The organism is Actinomyces capricornis (assembly GCF_019974135.1).
Lineage (GTDB): Bacteria > Actinomycetota > Actinomycetes > Actinomycetales > Actinomycetaceae > Actinomyces > Actinomyces capricornis.
The window spans coordinates 387493-401604 of the sequence record NZ_AP025017.1; the positions used below are offsets into that span (position 1 = coordinate 387493).

Consider the following 14112-nt stretch of genomic DNA (forward strand, 5'->3'; position numbering starts at 1 on the left):
GGTGCCGCCTTGTGCGCCACGTGGCGCGCGTATCGCCCGCCTCATCGCCGTGGTCGGCACCGGTCCGCGGTCCGGGATGGTCTCAGGCGGGGCGGCTCAGGCGGAGGCCGGGTCGGCGCATGCGAGATAGTCGGCGTGGGCCTCGGCCAGCAGTACTGGCGGGATGTCCCCGAAGGGCACGGGCCGGTCGTGGCGGCCGCGCACGATGGTCATGTCATCCATGACCGCCGTCTGGTCCGGTCCTCCTCCGCCGTCGATGCGGATGACCACCCTGAGATCGGCGATGGGGAACTCCTTCTGGTATTCCTCGCCCCAGGCCAGGTGGTGGGAGGACTTGAGGTAACCGCGCGCCCGCAGCTCGCGGTGCAGCTCGCGCACGGACACCCTGCGCCCCCGGCGCTCCTCGAAGGAGATCTGCCCCGGCGCCGCCTGCGGCGCGGTGGCCGAGAACTGGTCGAACAGGGGGCTGACCTCGTAGTCGGCCAGGTGCTCGCGCCATGCCTGAGCCTCCTGGGCGTCCATGAGGCTGCCGTGCACCAGACTCATGCGGGCCCGGGGTGAGGGGGTCACGACGGCGTCGTTAAGTCCCAGCAGGGCGCCGTCCTCGCTGGGGCGCACGGTGCGGCGCTGCGAGGGCTCATCGAGGGCCCACACCAGGCGGGTGATCAGCTGGGAGGCGAGCGGGTGGCCGGCCAGGAGAGCCTGCCAGTCGGCCAAGGCCCAGTGGCGCTGGGTGCACATGGCCTCGTAGAGCCGGTCGGCCTGCGCGGCCAGGACCGCCCGGGCCTCCTTGCGCGCGGCGCTCAGGGCGCTCTTGGCCCGGGCGACAACCTCGGGGTCCTCCCCCTTGCGGGCGGGAGGCAGGCCCGCCCGGACCCTGCCGTCGGGGCCGGTGAGCACAATGCTCAGGTCGGGTGCCAGGCGGCCGAGGAACTCCCGATCCCCGTAGTCCACATGGAGCATGCCGTCAGCGGAGAAGCCGGCGGTAGGGATGCAGCGGTCGCCCAGCTCCTCGGGGCTCCAGCCGCGCTCCTGGGCCACCTGCTGGATCAGCTCGGTCGCCGTGGCGCGCACGCGCGGCAGGCGGTGGCGCTGGGAGGCGGCGATGATCACCTCCATGGCCTCTGTGCTGCCGTTGGCGCGCAGGCTCATCAGCACCGCCTCGGACTCGGCCCGCCAGGTGGCGGAGGCCCGCAGGCAGGAGCGGGCGACTCGGGCCAGGCCGGGGCCCTGGGCGGCGACGGCGAAGGCCAGCAGGCCCTTGGTGGGCAGGCTCTGGCCCTTGGAGGCCTCCCGGCTCCATGCGGCCCACGCCTCGACCACCGCCAGCCCCAGGCGGGCGGCGTCCTGGGCCATGAGCTGGGAGAGGTAGAGATCGATGAGGCCGCGCCCGTCGGGGGTCTTGAGCTTGTGGGCCAGGAGCACCCACCAGCGCACCACGGAGTCCTCCACCGGCTCGCCATCGGCCCAGCGCACCCGGGGCAGCAGCTCGAATCCCAGCCAGGACAGGGCCACGGGGGTGCGGCGCGGGGCGCTGGCGGCCTGATCGGTCAGGACCTGGGGCGAGAGGAGGTCGGTGATCTCCTCGCCGCTGGCACTCAGAGCGCGCAGGATTCCCGCGCGGGCCTGCCAGTCCTGCTCCTGGGCGTAGGCTCGGCGCAGGGCCTCCGCCGCTCTCGGCTCGGCCATGTCGACCAGCCAGAGTGCGCCCGCCCGGCGCACCGCGGGGCGCTCGGCCTCCAAAGTGGCGGTGGCCAGCTCCAGGGCTTCCGGCCGGCCAGCGAGGAGCTCCTGGGCCAGGAGACGGTTGCGCTCCGAGCGGCCCACGGCGATGTCCGCGAGCACGGGCAGGACCACCGGGGGCACACCCGGTGCGTGGAGCAGGGCGCGCAGCACCGCGGTGGCCCCATAGGAGGTGGTGGCGAGCCTGGCGGTCAGCTCCTCGGCGTGCTCGAGCATCCAGGGCCAGGCGGCCTCAGGCTCGGCCGTGGTCCACGCCCAGGGCGCGACGATCTCATCAATGGTCTCGCGCGCGATCCCGGCTCTGGTCAGGGCCTCCTCCACGGTGCGCGGGTCCACGCCCCAGCCGGCGCGCAGCTTGATGAGGTCCTCCAGGTCACGCCGCGGGCTGGTGCTCACGAGCCGGGCGAGGTGGACCAGGGTCAGGCTGGGCGCGTTGATGGCGACCCACCTGGGGCCGAAAGCGGCCAGGAGCTCATGCGGGCCGGCGCTCGCAGGGCTCCCGGGGTCCTGCGGGCCGTCTGGGCCGCCTGGATGGTCTGGGTCTGGGTCACCCGTACTGGCATGGCCATCGGCGATGGCCACGAGCTCCTCCAGGGAGCGATCGCTGATGCCCTGCGCGCACTGGGCCTGGCGGCGCGCCCAGGGCTCCTCGATGCTGCCGTTGGCGATGAGCCGGTCCAGGGCCTGGCGCAGCTCGCGCGCCGCAGGGGCGGCGCTGGTGTCAGCCACAAGCACCACCGGTGGGATCGCCGGGCCGTCTGCGGGCTGCGCCGAGGCGCCCTGACGATCAGGGTCGTCCTGGTGATCAATGCCGCCCTGGGCTCGGCTGGTGGATCGGGAATGACTGGCGGATCGCTCCATGGCTGTCATGGTCACGCATGGTGCCATGCGTCTCTGGGGTGGGACTGGGGGCGAGCGTGGTGGTTCTCAGCCGGCCAGGGCGCGCAGCCGGTCCAGGATGGCTGTGGCGCGCAGGAGTGCCGCCGCGCCCTGGGCGGCTGCGACCTCCTCCAGCGCGGCTGCCAGCGTCTCCAGGTTGAGGTCCCGTGCCTGGCGCGCCCACCGGCGGAGCGCGAGAGCACTCGGGCCGGCCGGGCCACCGGTACCTGCACCGGTGCCGATGGCGGCCACCACGGCCAGTGCCTGCTGAGCACACTCGAGCAGCGCCGCCAGCGGGTCGGCGACCGGCGGGGGCGGCACGACGGCGGCCTGCGAGCGCAGTCGCTCCAGATGCGCGCCCCACCGCGTGAGCAGGTGTGTGCGGCGCGCGTCATCGCCCCGGCCCAGGGTCATCATGGTTGGGGACACCACTCGCAGGGCGCCCTCGATGCGGGTGAGCACGGCCGTGAGTCGGGAGCCCTCGACGACGACGGCCACTACGGGCAGTTCGCCGGCCTCCAGGGCGGCGACGAGCTCGAGCTCGTCGCCGCCCAGGCGCAGGAGGTGAGGCGCGCCCGCCCGGTCTGTCACGGTCCACAGGAACTGCTGGTGCACCTCATCGAGGTCCATCCGGCCGTACCGGCCGCTACCGTCACTGCCGCCTGGCCCGGTGAGGGCGGTGAGGATGAGTCGCACGGGCGGGGCGCCCGGCCCGAACCCCGCCATCCCGGGGCCCTGGCGGGCCTCCTCCAACGCCGTGCTCAGAGCGGCCAGGTCCACCTCCTCCAAGCGGCCCGCGGGTGCCACGCGGGTGCTCGCCGCCGGCGAGAGCGTGCCGTCGGCCCGCCTGGTGGCGCCGGTCAGGCGGATCGGCCCGGCCAGGAGACCGCGCACCGGCGTCCCCCAGATCAGTGGCAGGTCGGAATCCTGGCGGAAGGCGGGGTCCGCGCCTGCGGCCCGCCCGGTGCTCACCGACTCCAGTCGCTCATGCTCGGTATCCCACAGGCGCATGGTCAGGCCCCGGGAGCCGGACAGGCCCTGCCACCAGGTGGCCGACAGGGCGATGAGCCTGCCGGTTCGCACCGTGCGGGGTCGGGCGGCCCCGACCAGTCCCTGCGGCGCGGGGCCCGGGGTACCGTCCAGGGCCAGGGCCAGCGACCATGCGGCGGCCAGGGCGGACAGGGCGCGGGATTCATCGACGGCGTCGTCGCGCCGGGTCAGAGCGCTCAGGGCGCCGGCCGCGGCGCTCAGCAGCCGGGCCAGGTAGGGCAGCTGCTCGAGGCGGGCGGTGTGGGCCAGGCGGGAGAGCTCCTCGCTGCTGGACCGGCCCACATGGCTCAGGCCGGCGCCGATCAGCGTCTCGGCACTGCGCAGGACCTGGCCGAGCAGCTCGCGCTGGGGTGGCGTCAGCTCCTGCGCCACGGAGGGCCAGGGCCAGGACCGCCCGGCGGTGGCGAAGAGGCGAACGACGGCCTCCAGCGCCAGGGCGGCCCGGGCGGTGCGGGAGTGGCGGCCCGAGACGATCGCTCCGCGGGGCCCGAGCTCGGGGGTGAGGATGACCCGCGGCCCCTGCGGCCAGCTGATGGTCAGGCTCCCGCTCTCCTGGGCCACCCGGGTGGAGGCCGCCAGCTCGCCGGTGGAGCAGGCCGATAGGGCCCTGGCCACTCGTCGCCTGGCAGCGGCGCCCGCAGCGGCCTCGATGTCCTGGATGCTCCAGGCCAGGACCCGCGCCAGGGCTGAGGACTCGGGCGGGGCGGCAGAGTCGGGAGCACCGGTGCTGCCCTCTTGGGCAGGCGATGACGCATGTGGGCCTGCGGCCTGCTGCAGCCACAGACAGGCGGTGATGATGTGCACGCACACCCCGGCCACGGGGCAGGGGCAGCGAGCATCCTGGGGCCCGCTGTCCGGGAGGACGACGCTCATGGGCCCCCGGCCCACCTCGACGGTGATCTCGCCCCGGCCCGTGGCGTCCTGAACCGCGGCACCCCCGCCCGCAGCGCCCTCATCTGCGGCGACCAGGCGCGCACCCGCGGCTGCCAGCTCGCCCCGCGCCCGACGCACCAGGCCCCTGCTGGCCAGGGCGGCCAGCGCCTGGTCGTCAAGGGCCGCATAGACCCGCGTCCAGAGAGGAAGCCGGCTCGCGTCCGCCTCGCTCATGACATCACCTGCGCCAGGTACTCGGCGAAGCGGTCGGGGGTCATGGCGGCCACCGACATCCCCGCCCCGGCCAGGTCCTCGGCGATCTCCCGGTCGAAGCAGGCCCTACCGTGCTCGTTGAGAGCGGCCAGGCCCAGCATGCGGACCCCGCCGCCGGCCAGGGTGTGCACCGTCTCCAGGAGGGCTGACAGCGACCCGCCCTCCCCGAAGTCGCTGACCAGCGCGATGAGCGTGCGCGTGGGCCAGCGCACCTGCTGGGCCGCGAAGGCCATGGCACCGGCGATGTCCGTGCCCCCTCCCAGCTGGCAGGTCATGAGCACCTCGACCGGGTCGCAGGCCATGTCGGTCAGGTCCACCACCGCGGTGTCGAAGGCCAGGAGTCGCAAGCTCAGCCCCGGCAGGCCGGCCAGGATGGAGGCGGTCACCGCGCTGTGGATGAGGGAGTCGGCCATGGAGCCCGACTGGTCCACCAGGATGATGATGTCCCAGGTCAGGTTGCGGCGCTGCTGGCGCGCCACGAAGCGCATGTCCTGGACGATCATCCGGGCGGTGGCCGGGTCCACATGGCCCAGATTGGCGCGGATGGTGCCCCGCCAATCCAGATCACGGGCGCAGGCGTGGGGGCTGCGGCGGTGGTTCTGGCGCGGCGCACTCAGAGCGGTGGTCAGCTGGGGGCGCAGGCGGGCGACGACGTCGCGCACGACCTTGGCGACAAGCGCGCGGATGCCCTCGCTCAGCTGCGGGGGCATGGTGCCCCGGTGGCGCAGGAGGGCCGCGGCCAGGTCGGGGTCGGCCTCGATGCTCTCGACGACGGCGGGGTCGGCGAGCAGGTCGGTCAGCCCGTAGCGGGTCAGGGCGTCGGCCTCCATGCGCTCCAGGGCGGAGGCGGGGAAGAGCTCGCGCGCGGTGGCCAGCCAGGTCACCGTTTGCAGCACGGAGGGGCCCAGGCCACCGGGCCGGGTGCTCTCCTCCTGCCGCGCCGACCCCGGGGCGGGGCACAACTGGTGTCCACGGGACCGGTACTCCCGGTCGTAGAGGTGACCCAGGGTCTCGTCGAGGCCCTGGTCCTGGGTGTGGCGGGCGAGGCGCGGCTCGGCGTAGCGGCCCAGGATCAGGCGCCACCTGCGGGTGGCCACGGCAGCGTCGAGGACGGGCTCGGCCCCCTCATCGGCGCTGCCCGGATCGGCACTGCTGTCGGGCTCGGGGCCGGGCGCTGCCCGGATCGGCCAGTGGGGACGATGGTGGCCGGCGCCCGCCGCCTCCGACGCCCCAGCACTCCCCGCCGCCGTCGTGCCGCCTGACCCCACCCACTGGCTCAGTGCGTCGCGCTCCAGGCCGGCAACCAGGTCGCGCTCCAGGAGCAGGCCGCGGCTGGCGAGTTCGGGGGAAACCATCCGCACGGCGTCGATGTCACTGGTGCGCACCCCCGTCAGCCGCGCCACCTGCGCGGCCAGGCGGTGGGTCTCCCTGGGGCGCAGGGCGGTGAAGGCGCGGCGCAGGTCGGGCAGGACAGTGAGGAAGGCGTCCTGGCTCATGGCCACAATCGCCCGGGTCATGGCCTCCAGGGTGCCGGGGGCGTGCAGGACCAGGTCGGGGCTGGTGCGCACCAGGCCGATGAGGAATCCCGCCGAGCGCTGCGGGTCAGCGCCGGCGCCCAGGTGGGCCGCCACCGCAGCGGCGACCTCCTCCTGGTCGAGCCTGCCGGCCAGGGCCGCGATGCCCGTGCACGAGCCGACCACCATCGGGGGCGCCCACCGGCTGCGGCTCAGCGCCTCGACCTGGCGCGCCACCGCCTCGCGCTCCTGCGGCGCCTGGTCCTGCGCGCCCAGGCGGGTGAGCAGGTCGCGCAGGGCGATGAGGGTCTCCACCGCATCCCGGGCGGTGTCCTCGGCCGTCTCGGGGATGGCGGCCAGGCCGGCCAGGAGGCGGGCGGCAGTGCGCACTCCCTCACCGAGCGCCGAGCGCAGCCAGGGCTCCAGGGCGCCGGTATCCAGGCGGCCCGTTCCTTCAGTGAGGGTGAGGACCCCGTGGAGGGCCCCCACCAGCTCATCGAGTCCGGCGCGGGCCAGCACCGATTCCAACCGCGCGCATAGTGCCGCGGCCTGGCCCCCCATGCCCATGACCACCATCTGGGTCAGCAGTTCGACCAGCTCGGGCACGGTGGGCCCCGCCTGGAGGCGCTCGGCGATCCTGGAGGCGATGAGCGCCTCCAGGCTGGGGGCCGTGCCACTGGCGCGGATGAGGGCCGTCTCCACCTGCGGCGTCCAGGCGTAGGCCCACTCCTCGGTGAGCCGGCCCATCCCGGTGCCGGCCACGATGTCGGCACCACCGACCTGCCGGGCGAAGCCGATGCCGGCGAAGCGCGTGCGGGCCAGGAACTCGCGCCGAGCGCGGTGGGCCGGCCTGCGCGCAGTGTCCAGTACGGTGCGCCGCTCCGCGGAGTCGCTGATCACCAGGCGCAAGGCCCTGGCCCGGGCGCGCACCTCCTCCAGCAGTGGAGGGCTGGTGGTCCCGGTGGGGATGCGCCCCAGCTGCGGATCGGCGAAGACGCGCGCCACGGCCCGGCCCAGCGGCCCGTTCAGGCCGCCCTCGCCCTTGACCAGGCAGCTGCTCAGGGCATCGAGCAGGTCGCTGCGCCCCGGCCAGGCGTGTCCGCGCAGCTCAGCCAGCCCCAGGGCGTGGGCGGCGGCCTCCTGCGCCTGGGCGGTGCCCACCGGCTCACCCGCCTCCCGCAGCGCCTCGATCACCTCCAGGGCCACCCCGGTGGCCAGGGCGCGCGGCCCGGATCGGCCATCCGCCTGACGGACCCGCCAGGCCCGCTGCCACAGGCTCGGGGAGGGCATGCCGGCACCGTATCCGCGCAATGCGTCCAGGCGGGCGTAGTCGTAGCGGATGAGCCAGCACGGGCCGGCCTCCCGCTGGGCGGGCGCCACCCGGCCCGGAACGGCCGCCTCGCCCGGAGCCTCAGCCGGGGCTGCGCCGTCGAGCGCCTCCAGGAGGGCAAGGGCGTGGAAGGCGCCGGTGACCACGACGAGGGGGCCGGGCCCGGCTCCACCACCGCCATCGCCGCCGGTGGCACCGGCCGTGCGAGCAGGGCTGACAGCGCATGCGGGCAGATGCTCGTCCAGGGCCCGCGACATGACGGCCTCGCGCTCCAGGGTTCCATCGCCCTCCAGGTCCTCACGCCGTGCATCGAGGCGCGCGGTGGCCGCCCAGGCCAGGGTCTGGGCGAAGAAGGGACTCCAGGATCGCAGGTCGCCGGTGGAGCGATTCTCGAACAGGTGCTCCCACAGCTCGTCGTGGTCGCGGCAGCCCAGGCGCCGGGCGAGCGCCTCCATGGCGGCGGAGTGGGCCAGATGGTGCTCGGCCTGGAGGGTGCGCGCCGCGGCCCGGCCCGCCCTATCCCCGGCGCCCCCGGCAGCCCCCTCCAGGAGTGCCTGCGCACTGCGGTCGATGAAGGCGGCCCTGGCACCGTGGCGCCCCGCCCAGCGCAGGGCCACCCACTCCGGGGAGAACTCGGCCAGCGGGTAGTAGGCGGCCAGGGCCCCTCCCGCCGGCGCACCGGCCGGGCCCGGCGCCGTCGGGCCCACCGCGGGGCCCGTCGCCGCGCCCAGGGAGAGCACGGCCACCGGCGGGCGGGTCTGCTCATCCTGGAGGGCGGGCAGCAGCGCGGTGTACTCGCTGGGGCCCTCGATGAGGACGGTGGTGGGGCGCACCTCCTCCAGCAGCGATTGGAGCGCCAGGGCACAGGCCGGGGAATGGTGGCGGATGGCCGCCAGGTGCACGCCCCGCTCGCCCCAGGCACTCAGGGAGTCCAGGGCCCGCTGGAGGCGGGCCGGGACCGGGGCCGACGGCGTCGGACTCCTCATCCCCACAGCTCACCCGCCGCCGATAGGAAGCTCTCCCACTCCCGGCTGGTAGAGGCGCGCTCGCGCACCACGGTCTCGAGGTAGAAGCGCATGCGCTCGGCGTCCTCCTCCTGGCCCTTGAGCGCCACACCCACCAGCTGGCGGGCGACGTCGGCGGCGGTGACGGCGCCGTCGCCGAAGTAGGTGGCGCTCATGGAGGCGGCCACACCCACGTTGACGGCCTCCGCGGTGGACATGATGGCCTCGGGCCGCTTGACCGGCGTGCCCGAGGCGGTCACCCCGGTGCGCAGGTCGGCGAAGGTGGTCACCAGGATCTCTAGCACCGCGGGGCTCATCCGCGGTCGATCCTGGCCCAGCTCGGCGTCCAGGGCCCGGGCGATGAGCTCGGCCTCGAAGGCCCTGTCGGTCAGGGGCCGTACGGTCTCGAAGTTGAAGCGGCGCTTAAGAGCGGCGGACATCTCATGAACGCCGCGGTCGCGCAGGTTCGCGGTGGCGATAACGTTGAAGCCCGGGGAGGCGGCCAGGCGGTAGCCGTCACCGAGCTCGGGGACCATGAGCTGCTTGTCGGACAGGATGGAGACCAGGGTGTCCTGGATCTCGGGCGGGCAGCGGGTGATCTCTTCGAAGCGCACGATCCTGCCGGCCTCCATGGCCTGATAGATCGGCGAGGGCACCAGCGCCTGGGGCGTGGGGCCCTGGGCGATGAGCAGCGCGTAGTTCCACGAGTAGCGGATGTGGTCCTCGGTGGTACCCGCCGACCCCTGGACGGTCAGAGTGGAGGCGGCGCTGATGGCGGCAGCCAGGAGCTCGGAGAGCATGGACTTGGCGGTGCCGGGCTCGCCCACGAGCATGAGGCCCTGGCGGCCCAGGAGGGTGACGATGGCACGGTCAACCAGGGGGTCATCGCCGTAGAACTTGCGACTGATCCCCAGCTCACCATCGCCGACGATGAAGGCCCGCACGCTGCGGGGGCTGAGTTGCCATCCGGGTGGGATCGGCGCACCGCGGCGCGCATCGGCCCGGGCCAGGGCGGCGAGCTCGGCCGCCCACTGCTCCTCCGCCGGGGGCCTGATCTGGGCCCGGGTGGCCCCGGTGCGGCGCGCGTCCTCGCCGGCAGGCGCGTCGGGGCCGGCGGAGTCAGCGGGGTCAGCGGGGATGGCAGGGCTGGCGCTGTGATGGCGCGAGTGACGGGCTGCGGAGGGCGTGGGACTCATCTTCGTCCTTTCATCGTCCTTGTCGCGGCGGCGAGGCTGGATGACAGCGAGACTAAGCGAGACTAGCTGTACTTCCCTGTGAGGTTGTGAGCAGTGGGGCGGGGACCTGCCGGGGCCTCGGGCGGGTCTTCGAATGCTCAGCTCCTGCCGTTGCACATCTTCAGACGCTCACCGGCGACTCCCGGCCCAGAGAACCGCAGGATTCCGGGAACCGGGTTGGCCCCGCCTCACTGAAGATGTGCACCCCCGGCCGGGCGGTCTGGCGCGGGCCGCCGTCGTTGCCCCTGCCGCAGTCTGCACAACTGCACAGCCCGGATCAACGGGAGCGGCGCTCCTTGGCGGCGCGCTCGCGCACGCACCGGTTGATGAGGTAGCCGAAGCCGTAGGCCTCGATGCGGGCGATGAGGCCGGGCACGTCGGTGTGCAGCGCCTGGGCCGCGCGCCCCAGATGCCATTCGTGCTGCGCCAGCGCGCTCAGCAGGTGCACCCTGCGGGTCTGCCCCTTGGACAGGCGCATGGTGGACAGGTAGAGCACCTCACCGTCCTCGCGCACCAGGCGCTCACCGATGTGGTTGGCGGCCAACAGGTCCAGGTCGGTGATGAAGCGGTCCAAGACCATCCCCCCGGGCCGGTAGACGGCCTCGGTGCGCAGGCACCTGTCCCGCCAATCCCCCAGGAGAAGGTCCTCGGTGACCTGAGCCCACTGGCGGCGCAGCGCCTCCAGGCCGCGGCGCAGGTCGGCCAGGCCACGGGCCCCGGCCATGTGCGGTCCCGCTTCGATGACCTGGTCGTGGGTGGGCATGCAGGCGTAGGTGACCATGAGCTCGCCGTACATGTCATCCAGGAGGGTGCGGTGAAGGAGCCGGTAGTCCTGGGCACTGGGCACGACGAAGGCGGCCATGAGGGCGTCGGCGGCGTAGATAAGCGAGCCGACCTGCTCGGGGTGGATCTCGAAGGTGCGCAGCGCCGTGTCGTAGCCCGGCACCTGCCATCCGCGCACCATCGACTCCTGGCGGTGCATGAGCCCGTGGCGCTGGAAGTCCTGGGACAGTTCGGGCCAGGCGATCGTGGGCGGGGCGAAGTGCAGCGCCAGCAGGCCCTCCATGGCCAGGTGCTGGGGCAGCAGGCGCAGCCGGCCGGGGCCCTCACGCTGACGCAGGCGGCGGAGACCCTCAATGCCCCAGGAATCCTCGTGGCACGCCCATCCCTTGGCCCGGTCGCGTCGCTGAACCTGAGCGCCCACCGCGGGTCCCCATTGCAGGACCAGGGCGTGGGGCACGAAGGCGAGGTAGGCGGCCCGCCCAGGCAGCTCGGGCAGGTCGACGGCCTTGATCCCAGCGGGCATGGCCGAGCGCGCCAGGCGCACGTCCTGGCAGGGTCGCTCGCGCAGCAGCGGGACGATGCGCAGGGCGCCGCACACCTGGGAGGGCGCGGGCACCAGACCGGTGAGAGTCAGGGGCGGGGCGGGGTGGCGCATGCTCGTCTCCTACAAGCGGATGGTGGCGTCCGGGCCGAGGGCACGGGCGGCCGACGGCGGCCTCCGGTGGGCGGCGATGAACTCGGCCACCCGCCCGGACAGGTAGGCCTCCAGCGCCTCCAGGCTCTGACTGCCGGCCAGGTAGCGGGCCAGGCCCAGGGCGGCGGGCAGGTCCTCGGCACTGCGCAGCCCGATGGCCGGCGCCAGGGGGCTCAGGCTGCGGACCTGAAGGCTGCGGGGGTCGAAGACGGGGTTGAGGTGGATGGCGGCAAGTCCCGGCACGAAGCGCCGCGCCCGCTCCAGCACCGCGTGGAAGGCTCCGGGAGGGTCGTTCTCCACGCCGTCGGAGACCACGATGACGGTGGTGGCGCCCCACTCCAGGGCGTCCAGGAGACGCTCGGCCAGGTTGGTGGTGCCCTGGGGCCGGGGCACGCCGTCGGGAACCGGGTGGGTCCACCAGCCCCGGTAGCAGTCGACCCCGGCGCTCAGGAGCGCATCGACGGCCCAGGCCACGGCCAGCGGCCGCCCGCGCTTGGCCCGCGACCCGCTGGAGGAGTAGGAGTTGTCCAGGACTGCCGCCACGGCGCCGTCGAGGGGCAGCGGGCCGCTGCGCCGCAGGAGGCGGTCAGCGGCGCGCGGCATCCAGCTCAGGTGAGGGGGCGCGAGTTCGGGCAGGCTGAGGAGGTAGATGGCCAGCTCGGTCAGGCTCTGGCGGGCCGGGTTGACCAGCTCCTGACCGCTATGGCGCGCCAGGCGCAGGCGCTCGCGGCTGGTCAGGCGCGCCCGGGCGGCCTCGATGGTCTCGGACGTTCCCATCCCGTGGCGGGCTGCCAGGCCCTGGGCGACGGTGTAGGGCAGCTCCGCCAGAGCGGAGCGGCTGTGGTGCGCGCGCCGGTAGGACTCCAGGATGGGGGTGGAGAAGGGCTGATCGTGGGCTCCGAACAGGAATCGGTCCACCTCCCCGGGGGCGCGCAGGTGGGCGTGGCGCAGGGCTCCGGCGACCTTGCCGCGGTACTTGACCGCCTGAAAGGCCAGGTCGGGGTGCTCGCGGATGTAGTCGCGCACAAGGGCGCGGCTGCGGCGGTTGTTGATGCGCTCGGCGCGCAGGCGCGCGGTGAGCCTCCAGAAGCGCTGGGGAGGAAGGGCCCGCACGGCCGCGCGCAGCAGGGCCCCCTCCTCGGCCCTGAAGTCCTCGGGGCTCTGGCGGCCGGTGGACAGCAGTCCGACGACGATCTCCATCGTGTTGGCATCGTTGACGCCCAGGGCCAGGAGCCGGGCGTACAGGCGGCGGTAGTTGCCGCGCACGTACTCGTGGAGGAAGGCCAGCGCCTCTCGCTGCTCGGCGGCGGTCGAGGCGAACTCGGCCTGGGCTGTGGAGGCCAGGGCGGCGTTGAGGAAGGTCAGGAGATCCTCGCGCGCAACCTCCTCGGCGCTCATCATCGCGGTCTCCCAAGGTCGGCGGCGTGGGGCGGCGCCCGGGGAGATGGGGCGTGATGCAGAGGTTCTCTGTCAGAAGGAGGACTCGGGAATCACGCCTGAGTCCCACGGGCGCCAGGCGGCATGGTAGGCGGAGCCCCAGTCACCTCCCATGGGGAGTTCTGCCCATATCCAGCACATCTCCAGAATCGCGGCCCCGCCTCGGCACCCTCGGGCCGGGCCGCCTCAGCCCCGCAGGCGCTCGAGCTCCTCGACCAGCTGGGGGACGACCTCGGCCACATCCCCCACGACGCCGTAGTCGGCCATCTCCAGGATCGGCGCCTCGGAGTCATCGGTGATGGCCACGATGGTGCCGGCGCCCTGGATGCCGGAGGTGTGGTGGATGGCGCCGGAGACGCCCAGGCCGATGTACAGGCGCGGGGAGATCGTCTCCCCGGTCTGCCCGATCTGGGCACTGCGCTCGATCCAGCCCTCGTCGCAGGCCACGCGCGTAGCGCCCACGGCGGCGCCCAGTGGGTCGGCCAGGGAGCGGACCAGGTCGAAGTCGCCGTCGACCCCGCGGCCCCCGACGACGACGGTGCGCGCCTCGGACAGGACCGGGCCCGCGGCCGCGGCGGCCTCCTCGTGGGAGACCAGCTCGACGGCGGCGGCCTCCGGGCTGAGGGCCACCTCGAGGGGCTCGGGGGTCAGGGCCCGCCCCTGGCTCTCGGCGGCCTCCACGGTGCCGGGGCGCAGGCAGATGACGGGCGTGCCCTGGGCGCTGGGAGCCACAGTGACCGTGGTGGACCAGGAGCCGGAGAGCACGAGCTTGGAGGCGTGCAGCTCTCCGTCGACGGCGCTGAGCTCGGTGGCGTCCGAGACGCAGGCCGAGTCCAGGGCGATGGCGGCGCGGCCCGCCGCCTCCTTGCCGCGGTAGTCGCTGACCACCAGGATGACGCCGGGGCCCACCTGCCTGGCGGCGGCCACCAGGGCATCGGCGGTGGGGGCGGCCAGACTGGCCGGGACCCCCAGGGCGCCCAGGTCGGCCACCAGGAGGCGGTCGGCGCCGGTGGCCGCCAGCGCCTCGACGGCCTGGGGGCCGGGCTGGGCCAGGACCAGGGCGACGACCTCGCCGCCGGTCAGGGCCCGGGCGGCGGTGAGCAGTTCGAGGGCGGGGCCGGTGGGCAGGCCGGCGGCCAGGCCGCCGGGGGCGCCGGCGGTCTCCAGGTCGGCCAGGACGAGGACGGGGGAATCGATCATGAGGATTCAGCTTCTTTCTCAACACGGTGCGGGCCGTCGCCGGGGCCGGTGGGCGGCCCGCTCGGCGGGGCAGGAGGTGGGCGGGGCGGCGGCCCGG

General features: G+C 74.2%; 7 protein-coding genes. All 7 read right to left on the reverse strand.

The genetic code is table 11. The features are described 5' to 3' along the window. Positions 1-96: 96 nt before the first annotated feature. The 7 genes from MANAM107_RS01605 to MANAM107_RS01635 all read right to left on the reverse strand — a co-directional run bounded on the left by MANAM107_RS01605 (position 97) and on the right by MANAM107_RS01635 (position 14015). On the reverse strand, positions 97-2604 hold the full coding sequence (locus MANAM107_RS01605) for a DUF4132 domain-containing protein (RefSeq protein ID WP_223910265.1): 2508 nt from the start codon (positions 2602-2604) through the stop codon (positions 97-99). Between the two features lie 66 nt (positions 2605-2670). Beyond that, positions 2671-4779, reverse strand: coding sequence for a hypothetical protein (locus MANAM107_RS01610; protein WP_223910268.1), 2109 nt, complete (start codon positions 4777-4779; stop codon positions 2671-2673). Continuing rightward, positions 4776-8648 carry a DUF5682 family protein gene (locus MANAM107_RS01615; protein ID WP_223910270.1) on the reverse strand — a complete coding sequence of 1291 codons (3873 nt, stop codon included), beginning with the start codon at positions 8646-8648 and terminating at the stop codon, positions 4776-4778. Before MANAM107_RS01615 ends, MANAM107_RS01610 begins: the two co-directional genes overlap by 4 nt. Continuing rightward, the gene (locus MANAM107_RS01620) at positions 8645-9862 is read right to left on the reverse strand and encodes an ATP-binding protein (RefSeq protein ID WP_223910273.1); all 1218 of its coding nucleotides are present in this window, start codon (positions 9860-9862) and stop codon (positions 8645-8647) included. Before MANAM107_RS01620 ends, MANAM107_RS01615 begins: the two co-directional genes overlap by 4 nt. Before the next feature lie 316 nt (positions 9863-10178). Continuing rightward, positions 10179-11339 carry an ARPP-2 domain-containing protein gene (locus tag MANAM107_RS01625; protein ID WP_223910276.1) on the reverse strand — a complete coding sequence of 387 codons (1161 nt, stop codon included), beginning with the start codon at positions 11337-11339 and terminating at the stop codon, positions 10179-10181. 9 nt (positions 11340-11348) lie between these two features. Further along, positions 11349-12779, reverse strand: coding sequence for a hypothetical protein (locus MANAM107_RS01630; protein WP_223910279.1), 1431 nt, complete (start codon positions 12777-12779; stop codon positions 11349-11351). A 222-nt stretch (positions 12780-13001) separates the two neighbouring features. Then, on the reverse strand, positions 13002-14015 hold the full coding sequence (locus MANAM107_RS01635) for an electron transfer flavoprotein subunit alpha/FixB family protein (protein ID WP_263421911.1): 1014 nt from the start codon (positions 14013-14015) through the stop codon (positions 13002-13004). Between the last annotated feature and the right edge of the window lie 97 nt (positions 14016-14112).